17 protein-coding genes are annotated in these 18685 nt (G+C 45.2%); 6 read left to right on the plus strand and 11 right to left on the minus strand.

What is annotated here, in order from left to right:
• The first annotated feature begins 185 nt into the window (after positions 1–185).
• The gene (locus V7R88_RS11170) at positions 186–1490 is read left to right on the plus strand and encodes an MFS transporter (RefSeq protein ID WP_054397818.1); all 1305 of its coding nucleotides are present in this window, start codon (positions 186–188) and stop codon (positions 1488–1490) included.
• A gap of 380 nt (positions 1491–1870) precedes the next feature.
• Here V7R88_RS11170 and V7R88_RS11175 read toward each other — a convergent pair whose 3' ends face one another.
• Complete coding sequence (locus V7R88_RS11175) at positions 1871–2380, minus strand: transcription repressor NadR (RefSeq protein ID WP_011101910.1); 510 nt, start codon at positions 2378–2380, stop codon at positions 1871–1873.
• 145 nt (positions 2381–2525) lie between these two features.
• On the opposite strand from V7R88_RS11175, the gene V7R88_RS11180 reads away from it, so the two are divergent.
• Positions 2526–3959 (plus strand): nicotinate phosphoribosyltransferase, encoded by a 1434-nt coding sequence (locus tag V7R88_RS11180; protein ID WP_003645843.1) that lies wholly within the window; start codon positions 2526–2528, stop codon positions 3957–3959.
• 103 nt (positions 3960–4062) lie between these two features.
• Here V7R88_RS11180 and V7R88_RS11185 read toward each other — a convergent pair whose 3' ends face one another.
• The 8 genes from V7R88_RS11185 to V7R88_RS11220 all read right to left on the minus strand — a co-directional run bounded on the left by V7R88_RS11185 (position 4063) and on the right by V7R88_RS11220 (position 12608).
• A complete protein-coding gene (locus tag V7R88_RS11185) occupies positions 4063–4734 on the minus strand; it encodes a TetR/AcrR family transcriptional regulator (RefSeq protein ID WP_003642548.1) in 672 nt (223 codons plus the stop codon).
• Positions 4735–4738: 4 nt separating this feature from the next.
• Positions 4739–5989, minus strand: a complete 1251-nt coding sequence (locus V7R88_RS11190; RefSeq protein ID WP_054397819.1) for an ABC transporter permease — start codon at positions 5987–5989, stop codon at positions 4739–4741.
• On the minus strand, positions 5967–6710 hold the full coding sequence (locus tag V7R88_RS11195; protein ID WP_054397820.1) for an ABC transporter ATP-binding protein: 744 nt from the start codon (positions 6708–6710) through the stop codon (positions 5967–5969). The genes V7R88_RS11190 and V7R88_RS11195 overlap by 23 nt, the downstream gene beginning before the upstream one ends.
• Positions 6711–6929: 219 nt before the next feature.
• Entirely contained in the window at positions 6930–8240 is a 1311-nt protein-coding gene (locus V7R88_RS11200) for a D-serine ammonia-lyase (protein WP_054397821.1), read from the minus strand.
• Positions 8241–8749: 509 nt separating this feature from the next.
• Complete coding sequence (locus V7R88_RS11205) at positions 8750–10192, minus strand: 6-phospho-beta-glucosidase (RefSeq protein WP_003642544.1); 1443 nt, start codon at positions 10190–10192, stop codon at positions 8750–8752.
• Between the two features lie 17 nt (positions 10193–10209).
• Positions 10210–11649 carry a 6-phospho-beta-glucosidase gene (locus V7R88_RS11210; RefSeq protein WP_013355848.1) on the minus strand — a complete coding sequence of 480 codons (1440 nt, stop codon included), beginning with the start codon at positions 11647–11649 and terminating at the stop codon, positions 10210–10212.
• Positions 11650–11842: 193 nt separating this feature from the next.
• A complete protein-coding gene (locus V7R88_RS11215) occupies positions 11843–12190 on the minus strand; it encodes a PTS lactose/cellobiose transporter subunit IIA (RefSeq protein ID WP_003639489.1) in 348 nt (115 codons plus the stop codon).
• 100 nt (positions 12191–12290) lie between these two features.
• Positions 12291–12608, minus strand: coding sequence for a PTS sugar transporter subunit IIB (locus V7R88_RS11220; RefSeq protein ID WP_003639490.1), 318 nt, complete (start codon positions 12606–12608; stop codon positions 12291–12293).
• A gap of 194 nt (positions 12609–12802) precedes the next feature.
• Between V7R88_RS11220 and V7R88_RS11225 the strand changes: the two genes are divergently transcribed.
• The 3 genes from V7R88_RS11225 to V7R88_RS11235 all read left to right on the plus strand — a co-directional run bounded on the left by V7R88_RS11225 (position 12803) and on the right by V7R88_RS11235 (position 15332).
• Positions 12803–13510, plus strand: coding sequence for a GntR family transcriptional regulator (locus V7R88_RS11225; protein WP_003642541.1), 708 nt, complete (start codon positions 12803–12805; stop codon positions 13508–13510).
• Positions 13511–13602: 92 nt separating this feature from the next.
• The gene (locus V7R88_RS11230) at positions 13603–14337 is read left to right on the plus strand and encodes a glycosyltransferase family 2 protein (RefSeq protein ID WP_054397823.1); all 735 of its coding nucleotides are present in this window, start codon (positions 13603–13605) and stop codon (positions 14335–14337) included.
• Positions 14338–14657: 320 nt separating this feature from the next.
• Positions 14658–15332 (plus strand): histidine phosphatase family protein, encoded by a 675-nt coding sequence (locus tag V7R88_RS11235; protein WP_054397824.1) that lies wholly within the window; start codon positions 14658–14660, stop codon positions 15330–15332.
• Here V7R88_RS11235 and V7R88_RS11240 read toward each other — a convergent pair.
• On the minus strand, positions 15316–15804 hold the full coding sequence (locus V7R88_RS11240; protein ID WP_054397825.1) for a hypothetical protein: 489 nt from the start codon (positions 15802–15804) through the stop codon (positions 15316–15318). The two genes, V7R88_RS11235 and V7R88_RS11240, sit on opposite strands and share 17 nt — an antisense overlap.
• A 190-nt stretch (positions 15805–15994) precedes the next feature.
• Positions 15995–16825 carry an HAD family hydrolase gene (locus tag V7R88_RS11245; protein ID WP_054397826.1) on the minus strand — a complete coding sequence of 277 codons (831 nt, stop codon included), beginning with the start codon at positions 16823–16825 and terminating at the stop codon, positions 15995–15997.
• A 771-nt stretch (positions 16826–17596) separates the two neighbouring features.
• On the opposite strand from V7R88_RS11245, the gene V7R88_RS11250 reads away from it, so the two are divergent.
• Complete coding sequence (locus V7R88_RS11250; RefSeq protein WP_054397831.1) at positions 17597–18616, plus strand: ketopantoate reductase family protein; 1020 nt, start codon at positions 17597–17599, stop codon at positions 18614–18616.
• The last annotated feature ends 69 nt before the right edge of the window (positions 18617–18685 follow it).

The following is an 18685-nucleotide window of genomic DNA, read 5'->3' on the forward strand; positions in this document are numbered from 1 at the left end:
AGTAACGCTTTCATCTGTTTAATCCAATCAAATATGTGGCCACTTTACTAACTAGCTATTCTACTATGGATAAGTCTGGTCTAGTGGAAGTTGACAATTTGATTAAAAATATTAAAATTATATTAGATTAGTTAATTTACTATTTCTCATTTCTAATAAATCCATACTACCGAAAGGAACTCGCCATGGCCATCAAGCAACCTGACTTAACCATCAACATTAGTAATCATCAATCTAGCTTGCAAATCTTCAAAGCTGCCGCAAGTAATTTCATTAGCTCACTAAGCGGTAAAATGTTCACTTTTGGACTTGGACTCATGTTACTCGATGAGACACATTCTGCCATTAGTTTCGGTATCAACATGATTATCAGTCCAATTGTTGGCTTGCTTTGCCTTGTCCCAATTGGCAATCTTGTTGATACTTACCCGCACAAAGCCATTCTCACTGTTAGTCTGACTGCCCGTGTACTTGCAGGACTTTTATTTGCTGTGAGCATCAACTTATTTACAGCAACGGCAAAACTCATTCCAATCGTTCTTTTTCTAATCATCGATGCCATTTCAACAAATATTAATGATACCTGTTATTCCGCTGCCACTCACGAGCTTGTTAACACTCACAATATTCAACGTTTAAGTTCATTGACGCAAAGTGCAATTTCACTCTCCTCGATTCTATCACCAGCGTTAGGCGTTGGCTTATACAGTTTAGTCGGCTTTTCTGGCTTCATTATATTAGAGATTGCTGCCACACTCGCCTCATTTGGCATTATGCTCACGATGAAATTTCATTATCACGCAACTAATCAATTCGCTAATTCACAACACGCCCCAGTAAATTCGCACAGTCAGTTTGCAAAATTTCATTCTGGTCTAAATTACATGCGGTCGCGAACAATGATTAAAATTACAATTCTGTTGAGTGTTATTCTGAACTTCTTATATACTGCTGTTACGATTGGAATTCCGTACATCTTAAAAGATCAGCTTCACACAGGTAATGGTCCTATTGGCGTGCTTGAAACCGGGAGCGCAATTGGTATGCTACTTGGCAGTCTACTTTTAACTTTGCTACCGCCAACCGGTCAGAAACGTCTCTTTTTAAAATTAATTATTCCGGTACTTATTCTTGATAGCCAAATATTGCTATTAGGTGTTCTGTTCATGACGTCCCAATCACCAACTGGATATGCCCTGCTTGGTAGCTTTATCATGGGAATATTGGCTTTCGCGCTTGTTATTCTTAATATAACTTTTCAGGTCTACTTGCAGCAAACCGTGCCAACTAAATTACTAGGCCGAGTCGTTGCAACATTAACAACAGTCAATAGCTCAATCATGCCAATCGGAACACTTATGTTCACTTTAATCTTTCAAAGTACCACTCATGGCGGTCTCGTACTAATCATCAACGGAATTCTACTACTTGGGTATACGTTACTGCTGTTGCGGCCATTAAATCAGGCCATTCATAGTGAACAGCCATGAGTCACGTATCATCAGGCAATTAACAATCCCGATTGCGATGGAAAACGTTGCTTTCGACTTTCAACGGGCTCACCACCGTGCTTCTATCACTTCGAGCCCTCATAAAACCGCCAATAAACAAATTATTGATTAACGACCGACATAATACCTAGGAATTATACCAGCCAATGTTACGATCAACATCACGACCAATCGTTATGAACAACTAGCGCTTTTGCAACGGCAAATAGTTATTCTATTCAAAAAAGATGTTTGAAGATCCGACTAGATCTCCAAACATCTTTTTACTGACATTATCCTGGTTAATCACCAGCATCGTGCGTAAATAAAACTAACGAATATCAATTGATTACCAATGTAATATTAACCATGTCTTGACATTAATTTTCATACAAATAACCCGCATCCCGTAAAGCTGCCTTGATGGCTGTTAATTGTTCCGGGGTCTGATAAGCAACCGTATGGCTATGGACGCCATCTGTTAATTCTGATAATAAATGGCCTTGTAATTTCTTGAGCCGGCCCATAAACAGATTAACATCACCAACTGAGCGAATCTCTAATTCACCCCGGAGCCGGCCATACAATGGGTGTTCGACTTCAACATCCTTGATTATGCCCCCTGCGTGAATGATCAAGGCCATTTCCTGCATCGCTTCGTTTGGAAAATGACGGCAAACTAGGACAGCAGTTGGCTGATCCGCTTTTTCTAATTCATACCCTTGAAGAGTAGCAACAATGGCCGTTCCGTGAGCCCTCAATAATGAAATATCCCCAACAATGGTCTGACGACTAACGTTAAACTGCTTCGCTAGCGTTGTTGCACTTACGGGGATCTGCGTTTGCGATAATTTTGATCGAATTTGTTCACGCCGTTCTGATCCTGTCATGACTCACCCTTCTTACTCTTTCAATAGAATCATTCTACCAGAAAACCAGTAGAATAGCTTTCATCAAATACTAAATTATGATAAACTAAGTTCATTTACCATAGGTGTCAAGACACCTAAATCTTAATAACGGGATTGATTAGCAATGCGCAATTTATCTTTATTAACCGACTTATACGAACTCTCAATGGCAAATGGATTTCATCACGACTTACCTCAGACCAACGCCACCTTCGACCTTTTTTATCGCCGGGTTCCTGACAATGGTAGCTTTGTCATTGCGGCCGGCCTTCAGCAAGTTGTCGAAGCTTTACAAGATTTTCATTTTACCAACAGTGACCTCGACTACTTCCGTCAACTTAACCTATGGGATGAATCCTTCTTAGCCATGCTGGCAAATTTTAAGTTAACTTGCCAAATTAAGGCACTACCAGAAGGAACCCCGGTCTTTCCTCGTGAACCACTATTGACAATCACTGGACCACTTGAGCAAGCGCAATTACTTGAAACACTCGTCTTAAATATCGTCAATCACCAATCACTGATTGCCACTAAAGCTCGTCGACTGAGTTATGCTGCGGCAGGACGTCCAATTATGGAATTCGGTGCGCGCCGTGCGCAAGGCCCGGACAGCGCGCTTTACGGCACCCGGGCAGCCATTATTGGTGGCGCCAATAGTACTTCAAACGTTCTCGCTGCGAAGCTGTTTGATATTCCCGTTGCTGGTACCATGGCCCACAGTTGGATTGAGGCCTTCCCGGATGAACTAACGGCGTTTCGCAAATGGGCCGAACAATATCCTGACAATAGTGCGCTACTAGTCGATACTTATGATGTGCTTAACTCTGGGATTCCTAACGCGGTGACGGTCTTTAAGGAGCTACGAGCAGCTGGGCATGAACCCGTCGGTATTCGAATCGATTCGGGGGACGTCACGACTTTATCACAAGCTGCCCGGACACAATTGGACGCGGCTGGCTTTCCCAATGCCAAAATCACTATTTCTAACGCATTGGATGAACACATCATTACTTCGCTGTTGCACGAAGGCGCACCGATCGATAATTTTGGTATCGGTGAAAAGCTCATCACTAGCGCGTCCGCACCGGTTCTAAGTGGCGTCTACAAGCTTGCGGCAACTGAGAGCAATGGTCAGAGCACCCCCAAGATCAAGGTCAGTGCCAGTCGCGAAAAACTAACGATTCCTGGTGATAAGCAAGTCTATCGTCTGTACGAACCAGGAACTCAGCGGGCCTTTGCTGACTTGATTGCACTAGCTACCGAGACGATCGTCGATGCGACCAGCCTAACCGTCGTCAACAGTGACCCACTCAGTGTCGACCGCCAACAGCGACTCACCCATTTTGAAGCCCGGCCCTTACTCGCGCCGGTAGATTTGTCCAACACCACGTCAATTCCGGTTACAACCATTCAGGCAACGACCCAGGCTAAACTTGCCGAGCTCCCACGAACAACCCAGCGGCTCGTCAACCCAGATCTTTACCCGGTCTACATGACAACCACACTCAGCCAGTTACAAACTAGTTTGTTGAATAAAATGACGATACTAGCAGATTAACAAACGAACACGCGTAGCAACGACCAAAGCCACTTCTGTACTTAGCGTTCAAATGACCGCTAAGTACAGAAGTGGCTTTAGTTTATATCAAGTAACACTTAGCTCACTGACCAGTAATTTGATCATGTTCACCCGGGGTCAATATTTTGGTCATCACCGTAATCAAATACGCTTGTTCGCGCTCAATTTCAGTTCCCGGCAATTCCAGCATTAACCGCGCTAGGTAACCGAATAGCTGCGATAACAAACTTTGCAGTATCAAATCATTCGGCCAATCCACAATCAAATGATCTGCTTTTAGTTGATTTATGACACTTCCCATCTGCTTGACCATCTTAGGCGCAATCTGGCTAAGAATCTGTTCGCGTCGTTCGGCGTCAAAAGCTGCCATTTCAAAAATGACCTTTAACTCTTTCACGTTAGCTTTAGCAAATGCAACTCGGTCCGTAAAAATTGCTGTGACGAATGCCTGTAGACTGGGATAACGCTGCCGTAATTCATCCTCTGAAAAATCACTCGCTAAAATTGGCACAATGTGTGCGGCAATTGGTGCTAAGATGGCATCCCGTAAGGCAGCCTTAGTCTTATACCGCCGATAGACCGTCCCCTCCGCAACGCCGGCCCGTTGTGCAATATCACTAGTACTAGTCTGGTCAAAACCCTTTTCAGCAAACAAATCGAGACTTGCCTGGAGGATGGCCCGTTGCTTAGGTGTAATCGTTTCATTCTGACTTAGATCATGTTGAAAATAATCCCGTATCCGTGGTCGTTCCATATCCTCACACCTTCCGATAACGTTTCATTCCAACAATATTCAACATTGTTAGTACGACCATAAACCCTACTAATATTAACAAATTGACACCAATATCGCCAAGCCCAGCACCCTTTGTCACAACAGCCGTCAACGCATTAGCACCATAGTATAACGGCATGATGTGGGCAATTGCTTGCAACCAACTCGCCATGCCATCGACTGGAATCAACCCAGCAAAAAAGATTTGTGGTACAACAATCAGTGGAATAAACTGAATCATTTGAAATTCTGAGTTAGCAAAGGTGGAAATAAAGATACCCAAGGTCAAAGCCACTAACGCTAATAATAAGTTAGTCAGAAAGACCAGCCAAATACTACCAACTAAGTGAATCTTGAAGACCGTAATTGCAAAAACAACGGTCAGGACAGTCTGAATGATGGCAAAGCCCCCATAACCAATTAGATAGCCCATAATAATTTCACTCCGTCGAATTGGAGTTGCAAGTAGCCGGCTTAGGGTTCCAGTAGTGCGCTCATTCAAAAGTGAAACGCCAGAAATCAAGAACACAAAGAAGAAGACAAAGAAACCGAGAAAGATTGGCAAAAAGTTTTCAAAGAACGTTGAATTACTACTACCATAAATATAATGACTGCTAGTGGTATAGGTCGTCGTTTGTGATTGACTATTTGTTGGCGCCGCAGCACTCGCTGTAGCCTGCCTCAATTGCTTTTGAATTTTAGCCGCCGCAGCAGTATTCCCACTTGCCTGTGCTTGGGCCAAGGCCGTCTTTAGCTTGCTAACCGTTGCCTGTTTTTGCGCCGCGGTCAACTTTTGTAGTGCCACCTGTTGCGTTTGCAACACCTTTTTTTGTGCTTTAGTAGCCGTGACCAACGTTTGAATTTTTAATTTGACCAGTCCGCTTTGCAAAGAAGCTTTGATCAATGACGTATTGGTCGGATTACTATTAGAATACGTGATCGTTAAGTTGCCATCTTTTTGCGTCAAATATCCATCCAAATCATGCTGCTTAATCATCGCTTTTGCCTGGTTACTACTGTAATGGTGAATATCGACATGCTTCGTATTAATGGCTTTGACCACCTGATGATCAACATTGTGAACACCTAAAGTCGCCACTTGAGTCGTGTTATTTTGGAACAAAAAATACATCAACGCCATAATTAAGAGTGGTGCCAAAAACATCAGCGCCAAGGTACGCTTATCACGTAACATTTGCTTAAAAACTCGTCTAACGATTGCCATCGTTCGCATCTTGCATCCGCCCCGCTTTCAAAAAGACCTGTTCGATCGTATCTACTGCATACTGTTGTTTCAGTGCCGCGGGTGTCCCCTCAGCAAGCGCAATCCCGTGCCGAATCAACATGAGATAATCACACCGTTCTGCTTCGTCCATGACATGCGTTGTCACGAGCATCGACTTACCGGTATCCTTGAGCTTATTTAGTTCGGTCCAAATTTGTTGCCGTAATTCTGGATCAATCCCAACGGTCGGTTCATCTAAAATCAATAATTGGGGATCCTGAATCAGGGCGATTGCCAACGACAAGCGCCGTTTCATCCCACCCGAATAGCCACTGACCCGCTTGTCTAATTGGGACGTCAAGTCAACTAATCCGGCTGCATAATCAATCATCTGTGCTAACTTTATTTTTGGAACACTCATTAATTGCCCAAAAAAGTTAAGATTTTCCCGGGCCGTTAGTGTCTCATACAAAGCATCACTTTGAGCCATATACCCTACTTGTGCCATTACCGCCCTATTGGGCATCACCGTATCCATAACTTTAACAGTGCCACTATCCACAGCTTCCATCCCTAAAATACTCTTGATCAAGGTGGTCTTCCCAGCTCCCGATGGCCCAATCAAGCCATAAATCATTCCAGCCGGCAGTGTCAAATCAATCTGATTAAGCACTTGCTGATGACCAAAGTGCTTGCTGACCTGCTTGGCGATGACATAATCCGTTGCCATTTTAATAACCCTCTTTCTCGAGGTGAGTGTATACTCACTCACTTAATGGCTTTAGTATAATCAGTACATCTCGGTTTGTCAACAGCAAAATGAGTTGTCACTCACTCATTTTATTTCCAGCCCATTTGTCACCGCACTGCAAACAAAAATGCGCCACCCCGTTGTTGGGATGTCGCATTTTAATTAAATATCAGCACTGATATAAGCGTTAGCAATGTTTTAACGATTGTTAATCTTGGTCAGCAATTTTTGTCCTAGCTCATAATCCAACTGACGCTCCGATTCCGGCATCATGTCGCCGCCAGTTGCCCAGACAATGTGGGTGACGTCTTTGCCAGCAAGCGTGGGAAATTGGGCCATGATGGGGGCGATCGCGGTAAATCCAGCTGCAGCAGATGGTTCGACCATCACATCTTCGGTATCGACGAGCTTCGTCAAATAACGGTATAAATCATCATCTTCAAATGTTGCTGTTGCGAGTAATAACGTTCGCATCACCTTGCCCGCCAATCGTGATGGCCGGCTAACGGCTAACCCATCGGCGGCAGTCAATCCATCTAAACCAATGTCTTGAACGGCGATTTTTTCATTCAGCTTGGTCATCATCCCCAAGGTCACGGACGGCACGTGGGTCGGTTCACAAAAGACGGGGTAAATGTTGGCTCCCATGATCATCTTGAGGCCAAAAGCAACGCCACTAGGACTGCCACCGACCCCGGCTGGCAGATAAACGACGACCGGATGCTCAGCGTCCATCTTAATGCCTTGTGCTTTTAATTGATGTTGCAACCGTACCCCAGCAACCGCGTACCCGAGGAATAAGTCACGTGACCCTTCATCATCAACAAAGTGTGTATGGTCATCTTTAGCTGCAGCGGCGCGGGCCACTGGAATCACACTTGAAAAGTCGGTATTTAGTTCCTCAACGGTGACGCCATTGGCCCGCAGTTTGTCCTTCTTCCACTGACGAGCATCGTGCGACATATAAACGGTCGTCTTGAAACCAAATGTTGCGGCCATGATGCCCACACTGAGTGCCAAATTTCCCGTTGACGCAACGATGACGCCGTATTGTGCAAATAACTCGTGATACTCAGGCGTTGCCAACACACTGTAATCATCCATATACGTTAGATCCGTGTGAGCCATGGCAACTTGTTCTGCAAACTTGAGCACTTCGTAAATCCCACCACGGGACTTGATCGAACCCGAAATTGGCAACTGACTATCAGCTTTTAAGTAAAGCTGCCCGGCCAATGACTGATGGTTGATAGCCTCCCATGCGGGTTTCATCTGCTCAAGTGGTAACAATGGTGACTCAATAATCCCATTCATAGCTGCCGTTTCTGGAAAAGCAACCGCCAAAAATGGTGCGAAACGTTCCCAACGTGCGACCGCGTCAAAAATATCGGCCCGCGTCAACGGCAGGTCCGCCCGCTTCCCATAATCTGGGTTCTGCCAAACAATTGGTCGTTTTGCCATCAATTCCTTAATCTGTGGGTGTTCTTCAATCATTACCGTTGTATCCATACTTTCAGGTCCTTTTCATTTAATTGCATCATATTACGTATCGTGAGTTAAAATTATCAGTTTTCGATGGCCGTCTGCATGCGTTCAGCCTATTCCGACCTTCCGAGACTAGGTAACATACTGAAACGTCACCACGATCAGCACAAATGCCGATAAGTCGATATAACACGCACTGAGCCAACAAGCCTCCCCCAACCCGACCCTTTCAACCGAACCTAAGTTAGTGGCTTTTCTCTGAATCTAACGATTTTTAATCACAACTCATGTTAGATAATATGACATCGCCTTCGTCCATCATTTAACCATATTTGATACTTAGAAACAATCTTTAGGCACTGATTAACAATAATTGTTGATTAGCCAATCAAACAAGCTAATAAGGCAATCGAAAAACGACGTTCAAAGTTCACTCACTTTGAACGTCGTCTTCAATTAGTGGTTATTAATTGACTAATAATCGTCGTTCGAACTGCATAATCATTCAGTAGTCTTCTAGCACAACGAGTTTCCTACTTCAAATCGGCCCCATTCGTCCGAATCACTTTTTGATACCAGTAGAACGAATCCTTCTTCGAGCGCTCTAGTGTCCCGTTACCTTCATCGTCCTTGTCGACGTAGATAAAGCCATAACGTTTCGACATCTGACCGGTTCCGGCTGAGACTAGGTCGATACAACCCCATGGCGTATAGCCAATCAAGTCGACGCCATCTTCGGTAACGGCCTTGATCATTTCACTGATATGAGCGCGTAAATAGTCAATCCGGTAAGGATCATGAATACTGCCATCGGCTTCGACTTTGTCACGGGCACCCAATCCATTTTCCACAATCATCATTGGCTTGTGATAACGGTCTTGCAACCAATTCAACGAGTACCGCAAACCTTCTGGATCGATTGGCCAGTCCCATTCACTCGTCTTCAAGTATGGATTGTCAACGGCTTCGGTCCCAACAAAGTGGTAACTTGGATTGTCATCCTGGGCAGCGACCGTGTTGGAATTATAGTAACTAAAACCAATATAATCAACGGTGCCTTCCTTCAAGACCTGGCGATCTTCAGCCGTGATATCAGGGCGGAAACCAGTCTGTTTGAAGTAAGCTTCCATATTATTTGGATAATAACCCCATGACTGTACGTCTGCAAACCAATAACGCCGCTGCATGGCCTTTTCAGCTTGCATGATATCTTGTGGCTTAGCAGTTGCAGGATAAATCGGTGTCATGTTGATCATATTGCCAATCTGGAAGTCGGGATTAATGGCATGGCCAATCTTAACGGCTAGCGCACTGGCAACGACTTCATAATGAGCAGCTTGATACATCAACGCTTCAGCGTCAGGATCATCGGGCTTCAACACTAAACCAGAATCCGTCGCCATCAGGAATTGGTTCGTATAAGTCGTCTGATTATTAATTTCGTTGAAGGTCATCCAGTACTTAACCTTGTTCTTATAGCGTTTGAAGACCGTTTCAGCGTAGTGCACGAAAAAGTCAATGACTTTCCGCGAACGCCAGCCACCATATTCCTTAACTAAGTGGTACGGCATTTCAAAGTGGGCCAGCGTAATCACTGGTTCGATACCATATTGCCGGCAAGTATCGAACATATCATCATAGAACTTCAAACCCGCTTCATTGGGTTCTTCTTCATCACCATTTGGAAAAATCCGCGTCCAGGCGATCGATGTCCGAAAACACTTGAAGCCCATCTCAGCAAATAGCTTGATATCTTCCTTATAGTGACCATAAAAGTCGATGCCTTCATGGTTCGGGTAATTCTTACCCGCAATCACACCATCCGTGATTTCACGAGGAACACCGTTGGCACCGGCAGTCATGACATCAGCCACACTGACCCCTTTGCCACCAGCTTGCCAGCCGCCTTCTAGTTGATGGGCTGCGACCGCCCCACCCCATAAGAAATCAGATCGTAAACCACTCGTTGTTGCCATGCATTATCATCCTTTCACTATAAATCTTCACCATCACTCGCAATAACTTGTTGGAACCAGTTAAAGGAGTCTTTCTTAGAACGGTCAAAACTGCCTTGACCATTATCATCGGCGTCAACATAAATGAATCCATACCGTTTCGCCATTTCACCAGTACTTGCTGAGACCAAATCAATACAGCCCCACGGTGTATAGCCAATCAGATCAACACCATCTAATACGACCGCTTGTTCCATCGCCAAGATGTGATCACGGAAGTAACTGATCCGGTAGTCGTCATGTACACTCCCGTCGGCTTCCTTCTTATCGTAAGCACCAAAGCCATTTTCAACAATGAATTGTGGTAAGTGCCACCGATCTTGCATCCAGTTCATCGCATAGCGCAACCCAGTTGGATCAATTTGCCAGCCCCAATCAGACTTCTCAACGTAGGGGTTCTCAACAAAGTCATCGGGTTCCTTGAAATCGTAATCACTGTCACCGTCACGACCCTTTGTAACAAATGACATGTAATAACTGAAACCAACGTAATCCACCGTACCAGCCTTTAAAGTTGCCAAGTCAGCAGCGGTAATATCCATATCGAAGCCCTTGCGTTCAAAGTACTTCGGTAACCACTTTGGATATTCACCGAGACAGTGGACATCCCCGAACCAATACCGTTTTTGCATGGCCCGTTCCGCCATCATCACATCCGCTGGTTTAGCTGTTAGTGGATAGATTGGACACATCGCGACCATACAGCCGATTTGAAAATCAGGATTGATTGCGTGGCCCGCTTGCACAGCTAGGGCACTCGCTACTAATTCATAATGAGCTGCTTGATACATCGCCTGTTCCCAATTGTCATCCTTGCTAAGTTGCAGGCCGGAATTTTGTAACAATGGGTGCGGATCACTCCAAGCTGTTTGGTTATTGATTTCGTTGAAGGTCATCCAATACTTGACCTTATCCTGATAGCGCTTGAAGACGGTCTTCGCAAAATGAACAAAGAAGTCGATCATCTTACGGTTGCTGAAACCACCATAAACCTTCACTAAGTGGTATGGAATTTCAAAGTGTGACAGGGTCACAACGGGTTGGATGCCATGCGATAATAAATCATCGAATAAGTCATCGTAAAACTTCAAACCAGCTTCGTTAGGCTCGCTCTCATCACCATTCGGGAAAATCCGGGTCCACGCGATTGACGTCCGGAAACACTTAAAGCCCATTTCTTCAAATAATCGATCATCTTCTGGATAGCGATGATAAAAATCATTGCCCCAGTGATTAGGATAGATTTCACCATCTTTGACGCCATCCGTGACTTTACGGGGAACCCCGTTACGTCCGGCTGTCATTACATCGGCAATGCTAACGCCCTTGCCATCAACATCCCAAGCGCCTTCTAATTGATGGGCCGCGACCGCGCCACCCCACAGAAAATCTTTGGGCATTTTGTATCCTTTTGTCATGAACTAATTCCCTCCATTAATGCTGCTCAGGCTATCCCTGAGTTACAGTCTTTGTTACCTTAACTAACGAAAAGCGTGTAACCGCCACGTCACCGTTGTTAAGCTGTCTGCCATTATAAGCGACCACGGCATGAATGAAAAAACAAGCCCAGACCAACACCAGCAGGTATTTGCCTAGGCTCAAATTAATTAACTACTTCGCCTCATCGGCAGCTAAACGCCGATAAACGTCTACAACTTCACCAGCTAAGTCGCGGAAGGTGATGGCATTCATGATGTGATCTTGTGAATGTACTAATAACAATGACACGTGGGTATGTTCCCCTTGTGCTTCCGCCGTTAACATTGAGGTTTGTGAATTGTGTGCTTCGGTTAGAAAGTTATCTGCTTCCTTTAACTTGGCATCAGCGGTTTCAAAGTCGCCTTCCTTAGCAGCTTTAATTGCTTCGAAAGCGGAACTCTTTGCATTACCACCATTAACGATCAAACCCATAATGGTTTCGAGACTTGCTTCAACTTCTTTTGTTTGTTCTTCTGCCATTTACCCTCATCCTTTTAGCATTTATTCGTGTGCATCACAATCAAAATGCCACCGGCCGCGATTGATCTACCTTGGGCTGGTAGCACTTACAATTTAATGATTAGTTTGCTTTTGCAATTGATGCTTCGGCTTCCTTTAAAACTTTTTCGCCGTTCATCATGCCGTAGTCTTGCATGTTGATAACTTCAACTGGAATATCAACGCGCTTTTGGAAATCACTTAACATATAACGAACTTGTGGTCCAAGCATTAAAATGTCAGGATTCTTTTCAGCTAACTTCGCATCAGCGTCACTGGCAGCGGTTGCAAAAATATCTGCATCAATGCCTTCTGCTTCCGCAGCCTTTTGCATCTTTGAGACTAATAATGACGTTGACATCCCAGCGGCACATACCAACATAATTGTTCTTTCAGCCATAATAAACACGCTCCTAGATTGTTTTAAATTTATATGTTACAGCGGTTGCTTTAATAAACCGCTTTCATTACAATTAGAATTATAAGTCATGGGTACAAATTTGACAAGCCTTATTAATCAGATATCTGCAATTTATTTGATTTGTACCCACAAATTATTAAATAACAACTTAATATTCGAAAGAAGTGAACACCATGTATCGTGACATTGCAACCAAACTCGTTGCCGCCATTCAAGACGGCATTTTTACCGTCAAACTCCCCACGGAAGCCCAATTAATGGAACGTTACCAAGCTAGCCGCAACACCATTCGCAAAGCGATTGACTTGGTGTACCAGCAGGGGCTCCTGCGTCGGGTTCAAGGCAGTGGCTATTATATTACTAATATTCAGCTTCAACATAAAACGGTAGTGAATCTGTCAGCACGCTCACTCTTCAATAGTCATGTCCACCCACGGACTTTAACTTCCAAGATTCTGACTTTTGATACGATCCACGGCGATAGTGCCCTGAGCCGCAAACTCAACATTCCCGTCGACGAAGAACTGTATCGTATCATTCGCCTCCGCTATTGGCACGACCAACTGTATTGTTTGGAAAAGGCCTACTACTTACGCTCTGTCGTCCCCTATCTATCGACCGAAGCTGTCAATACGTCAATTTGGGACTTCATCAACGAAGCTTACGGCATCGGGATTGCTAACAGTGATGATTATCTTTCACTCACCAATCTTAACAAGGAAGAGGCCGAACTAATGAATTTGGCACAGGGCGCAACTCACTTGGCCTTGGATTCTTGTAACTATTATAAGAATAATGGCTTACTAGATTTTTCTCACACCATCTTTGTTTATCCCGACCTCGCATTGTATTTTCATACGACAAATCTTGCAAATAATTAATTTATGGCTAAAAAAAGACGATTCACTATAATTTCATCACAATTTATGGGTATACTAGTAGCAGTATCCAAATTTACGATGGAGGAATTAGCGTGTCAGCACCCCTTTTTTCAGTGGTTGTACCAGCTTACAACCAGCACAAATTTATAGATAGCTGCTTGACTAGTCTACAACGCCAAACCTTGACAGACTTTGAAGTCTTCGTGGTTGATGATTGTTCGACTGATGACACTGGTGAACAGATTGCCGCGTTAATCAAAGGCGACGACCGGTTCCACGTGATCACTCACGCCCATAACCGGGGCGTCTCCGCAGCTCGTAACTCCGGTATGGCTGCTGCTAAGGGTAAGTACCTTTGCTTTGTCGATGGCGACGATTGGGTCGAACCAGACTTCCTGGCAACCTTCCTAGCCGCCTACCAAGCAGCACCTGATACCCAGCTCGTTGTATGCGGCCACTACGGTTACTTAGCAGTTCCGAGCCCCGCCAAAACATACAGCCAAAAAGATTTGATTGCTAACATCAACTTTGGGACGGTCGGTGGTTTTTCGTGGAATAAAGCATTCATTCGCAGCATTATTACCACACACCACCTCAAGTTCAACGAAGATATTGATTTTCTTGAAGACCAGTTGTTTGCCTTTCGTTACGCTAACTACGTACAGTCCTCCGAATACGTACCGGACCGGACTTACCATTACCGTTGGCGTTTTCGAAGCAACCTTGCTCACATTGGAATTCCATTCTTCACCGCTCGTCGTAAGATGATGAAGATTCTCAAGCAGGAAAACAAGCAAGTTTTGAACGAAGATTGGAATAATCAGTAGCAACGTTACGTTGCCATCGCCCCTAAAGGTCGGTAGCTGAAATAGCTATCACCCTTTAGGGGATTTTTTGATACCTAGCATAATCGGCTACGATGACCAGAAGATGCGCAATTATTCGAGGCTAGTAGCCATCCACTCGCAGTCTGGAATGCGCTTCCACCGCCAATTAAACCGACCGTGGCGCGAAACAAGCTAGCTGCTCAAACTCTTTTTGATATCAGCGACAAAATAAAGTGGCAATTAACAATTAAAGACTTGTTGAATAACCGGTAACGCCTTACAATTGGACTATGTTAATTAATTTGATGGGAGGGTTAGCGATGGCTACGATTCACTTATACTTAGTCCGTCATGGACAAACTAAGCTCAACGCAGCTGGCCGGCTGCAAGGCATCTATGACTCAGAGCTCACACATACCGGTGTCCGCTCCGCCCAACGGTTAGCCCGCATGCTGGCAGACGTTCATTTCGACGCCGCTTACGTCAGTGACTTGGGCCGAGCACAACAAACGAGTCGCATCATCACCGCACTCCATCCTGAAATAAAAAAGCCGACGGTTGACGTCGGCTTACGCGAATTTAATTTTGGTGGGCTTGAGGGTACCAGAAACATGTGGATCGTCAAGCAAGTCAAAAAACAATTGGGCATCGGAACGTTTGTTAAGTTGATGTTGAGTCGAGAGCGCTTCGCCACGCTACTGTGGGTCTTTAATTCCCTCGACCAGACTCGTGGCGCCGAGACTTTAGTCGGTGTCACGGATCGAATTAGTAGCGCGCTGCGCCGAATCTGTTTATACGAATCTCAAAACAGTCAGCATGACAAGAACATTCTCATCGTTTCTCACGGACTGGTCCTCAGTGCATTCCTATACCAAATCAGCCCCCGTGAGCTGCCCACCCGACTCCTGAAAAATACAAGTGTGAGTCGCATTGATTATCAAGATCGACAATTTAAGTTGATTGACATTAATATTACCCCTAAGAAGCGGGTCTAGTCGTCTCGACACTAAGCGCCTGGGTGGTACAACTTGGAAATTGCAAGCGGGCCTGGATACCAAAAAAGGCTTTGATTTTGCGTTGCAATTCTTGCCCAGTCGCATGAACTGCGTCCTCACTGGCCTCCAGATCACCAATCACAATTAAGATGCGACTGCTTTTACTGTCGACATTAGGCTTGATTGGGGTAACAGCATCCGCTGAAAGGCTGGCCCCCTGTGCCGTTAATCGAAGCTGAACCTGCTCAGTACCTAGCGCGTTCATGTCCCACGCATTGATTTGCACTGGGTGACGTGCGTGAATCACTTGGATCAAGTCCGCCAAGGCACTCTGCGGCTGAGCAACGGCCAGATCTTGCATGGTCAGTTGCTTTTCAATTGCTGGATTCAACTCGCGGTTATCAAGATTGCTCATTGACAAAATCGCTAGCGGAATTTCCGCGGTAGTCGTCGGTAAAATTTCAATTTTCAACAGTTATCACTTCCTAAAAACACTTCAATACTAAGTGTGCCAAATTTGACGTAAAAGTCAATCACCACCACTTAAGTCATAGCGAAATTTTAATAATAACACAAAAGCGATTCTCAAACACGTGAGAATCGCTTTTTTACGGCCTTATTGTCCTCGTCGATATACAAATACGCTTGTAAGCTGACCTTACTTAGTCGTTGACAAGGGGGTGAGCCGCAAAGTATTTTTCTAAGAAAAGCGCCAAACCGTCATTATAATTCATATCAGTCACATAGTTCGCGACTTTCTTAACTTGTGGCAAGGCGTTGCCCATTGCCACCGATAAGTCAGCTTCAGCCATCATCCCAACGTCATTCATGCCATCTCCAAAGACAAACGTGTGGGCAGCATTAACATGTTGCTCACGTTGAATTTGTTTGACCGCCGTCCCCTTATCCGTATTTAGCGGGATCATCTCAATATTATTCGGATTCGATGATGACAGCCGCAGTAATTTGCTATTCGTTAGTTTTTCACGGGCAGAATCCAACCGTGACATATCTTCACGACTGAGAATCACGCCGTTCGTAATCTGGTCCTCAATCGTGGCCAATTGCGTAAAGCTCTTCACTTCTTCATAGCCGATTGAGACTTCATCCGCATCAAAGTTGGCTGCATTCCGTGCCACGAACCGTGGAATCTGTTCCGTATAATAGGCCATGTCCGGCGTGAACAGCATCATTGGCAAGTTATCACGACGTGCAATCAGATAGGCAAGCTCAACTGCAGCCCCCCCGAGTTTGGTTAGCTCGCGGCCCTGGGCACCATCGAACACCGCCCCGTTAGACGTTACCAAGCGCACGTCAGCGTTTACTTTGTCCCGAACGATCTTCGCCAGCTCGTACATGCGCCCCGTAGCGATGTAAAATAACACGTCCTGCTTCTGCAACCGTTCAATCGTCGCGCGAGTTCGCTCCGAGACATATTGATGATCCGTTAATAATGTTCCGTCAATGTCCATAAAGACTAGATATTTTGGCATAGTTGAACTCCTCCTACGTATTTACCTACGTGCTGTGCTAGCACTCTGATTCTTACTGTCACTCAGCCAGATTGCGCTGCTGGGCCTACAAACAGTCCGCCCCACTCCTGCAATCGCTGGTAACCACACAGCTTAGCGCGAGTCACTGATACGAACACCCGCTATTTAGCCGGGACTTGAAGGCGCTTTAATTCCAAAAAGACTGCCCCGCCCAGCATTTTGCCAGCAATCATAATTAGCACTAGGCTTATTTACACTTTCAATTGTACGCTATTCCACCCTATAATGGAAATCGCTTTCAAAATCAGGGGCGTTAACGCATTTTGACCAGACCAAACTGAACAATCTTAAGTTTAGTGGTCGTTTTAGCCCTTTATTTTCCGTAATCAGCTTTACATACCAAAGGATTCAAACGTGCGGCTTGACATTCAGTCACTAGGTCGCTAAATTAGAGAACAATTAATAAATGATGAAAAAGCATTGAGCAGTTCAGTAGTTGCCGGCCGTTAGCCTTAGCGAGTCTGAGATGGTGTGAGCAGACCTAACCCGGTATCACGAACATCGGCTGTGAGTGTTCGGGTGAAACTAAGTAACCCAGACTGGTTAACACCCATTAACGTGTGGCACACCTGTTATGATGTGCTTAAGGTCAGTAATGTGAGTCACTGACGAATACCGGTGGTAACCCGCGCTCGCGTCCGGCAGACAAATCGTCTGCCGGACGCTTTATTTTCATTTATTAATAAATCACTTTAAAGGATGGTCATACATATGCATTTTACAGTACTCGGCGCAGGCGCCATGGGATTACGTTACGGTGTGTTATTACAAGAAGCAGGCAATCAAGTTGATTTTGTGGACACGTGGCAAACCAACGTTGATCAGATTCATCGTCAAGGTGGCGTCTACGTGTCACGCGATCACCAGAACCGCCACTTAGTTCCCGTCAAAGTCTCGACGCCCGAAGATTATCACGACGATCCGGATGTGTGGGTCGTCTTTACCAAACAGATGCAACTTGCTGATTTTCTGACGCGGACCGCCCACGCTTTCAACGACCACCAGTACGTGCTCACTTGCATGAATGGGATGGGTCACGTTGAAAAGCTCTTACACTACTTTAAACCTGAAAAATTATTAGCTGGGACCGCGCTAGTCGCTACGGTCTTGAATGGGCCTGGCGATGTCGATTTCATTGGAGCTCGTGGCGCCGGCACCATGAATCTTGCTAATTATACGGAACAGCCGGACGACATGACCCACCGAATCGTGACAGAATTAGATAAATGCCAATTCCACCCCAATTTAACGACGAATTTCCGTGGTACCTTACTGGCCAAAGTCGTCTTCAACTCGGTGGTCAACACCCTCTGTACCCTCTTCGAAATTACGATGGGTGAATTTGCCGCCTATCCAGGGGCCGATGAGCTGAGCCGGCAATTGATCGATGAGGCCTATGATGTTTGTGAACGCGATGGGGTCACCATGTTGAATACCCGCGCGGAAGAACTCGCCTCCGTCAACTACGTCAGCAAAGTGGCGAATCCGCTCCATTACCCATCGATGTATCAGGATATGTCGCATAACCGACCGACTGAAGTCGATTATATCAATGGCTACCTCGTCAAGCTCGGCCAAAAATACCATTATCAAGCAAAAACGCACGCGTTCTTGACTCACCTGGTTCACTTAGCCGAAACGACCCGCCAAGCCAGCACCGCAACTGAACACGATACTGAACAAAATGTTCAGGACGCGACTGAACAAGCCAGTCAACAAGCAAGCGCGTAACCGATTCCCCTTTTCTCAGCAAAATCATGTACAATGGAAGTTAAGTTGATTTTACTGAGGGAGGCGATT

The sequence above is a fragment of the Lactiplantibacillus argentoratensis genome, from assembly GCF_037290055.1.
GTDB classification, from domain to species: domain Bacteria; phylum Bacillota; class Bacilli; order Lactobacillales; family Lactobacillaceae; genus Lactiplantibacillus; species Lactiplantibacillus plantarum.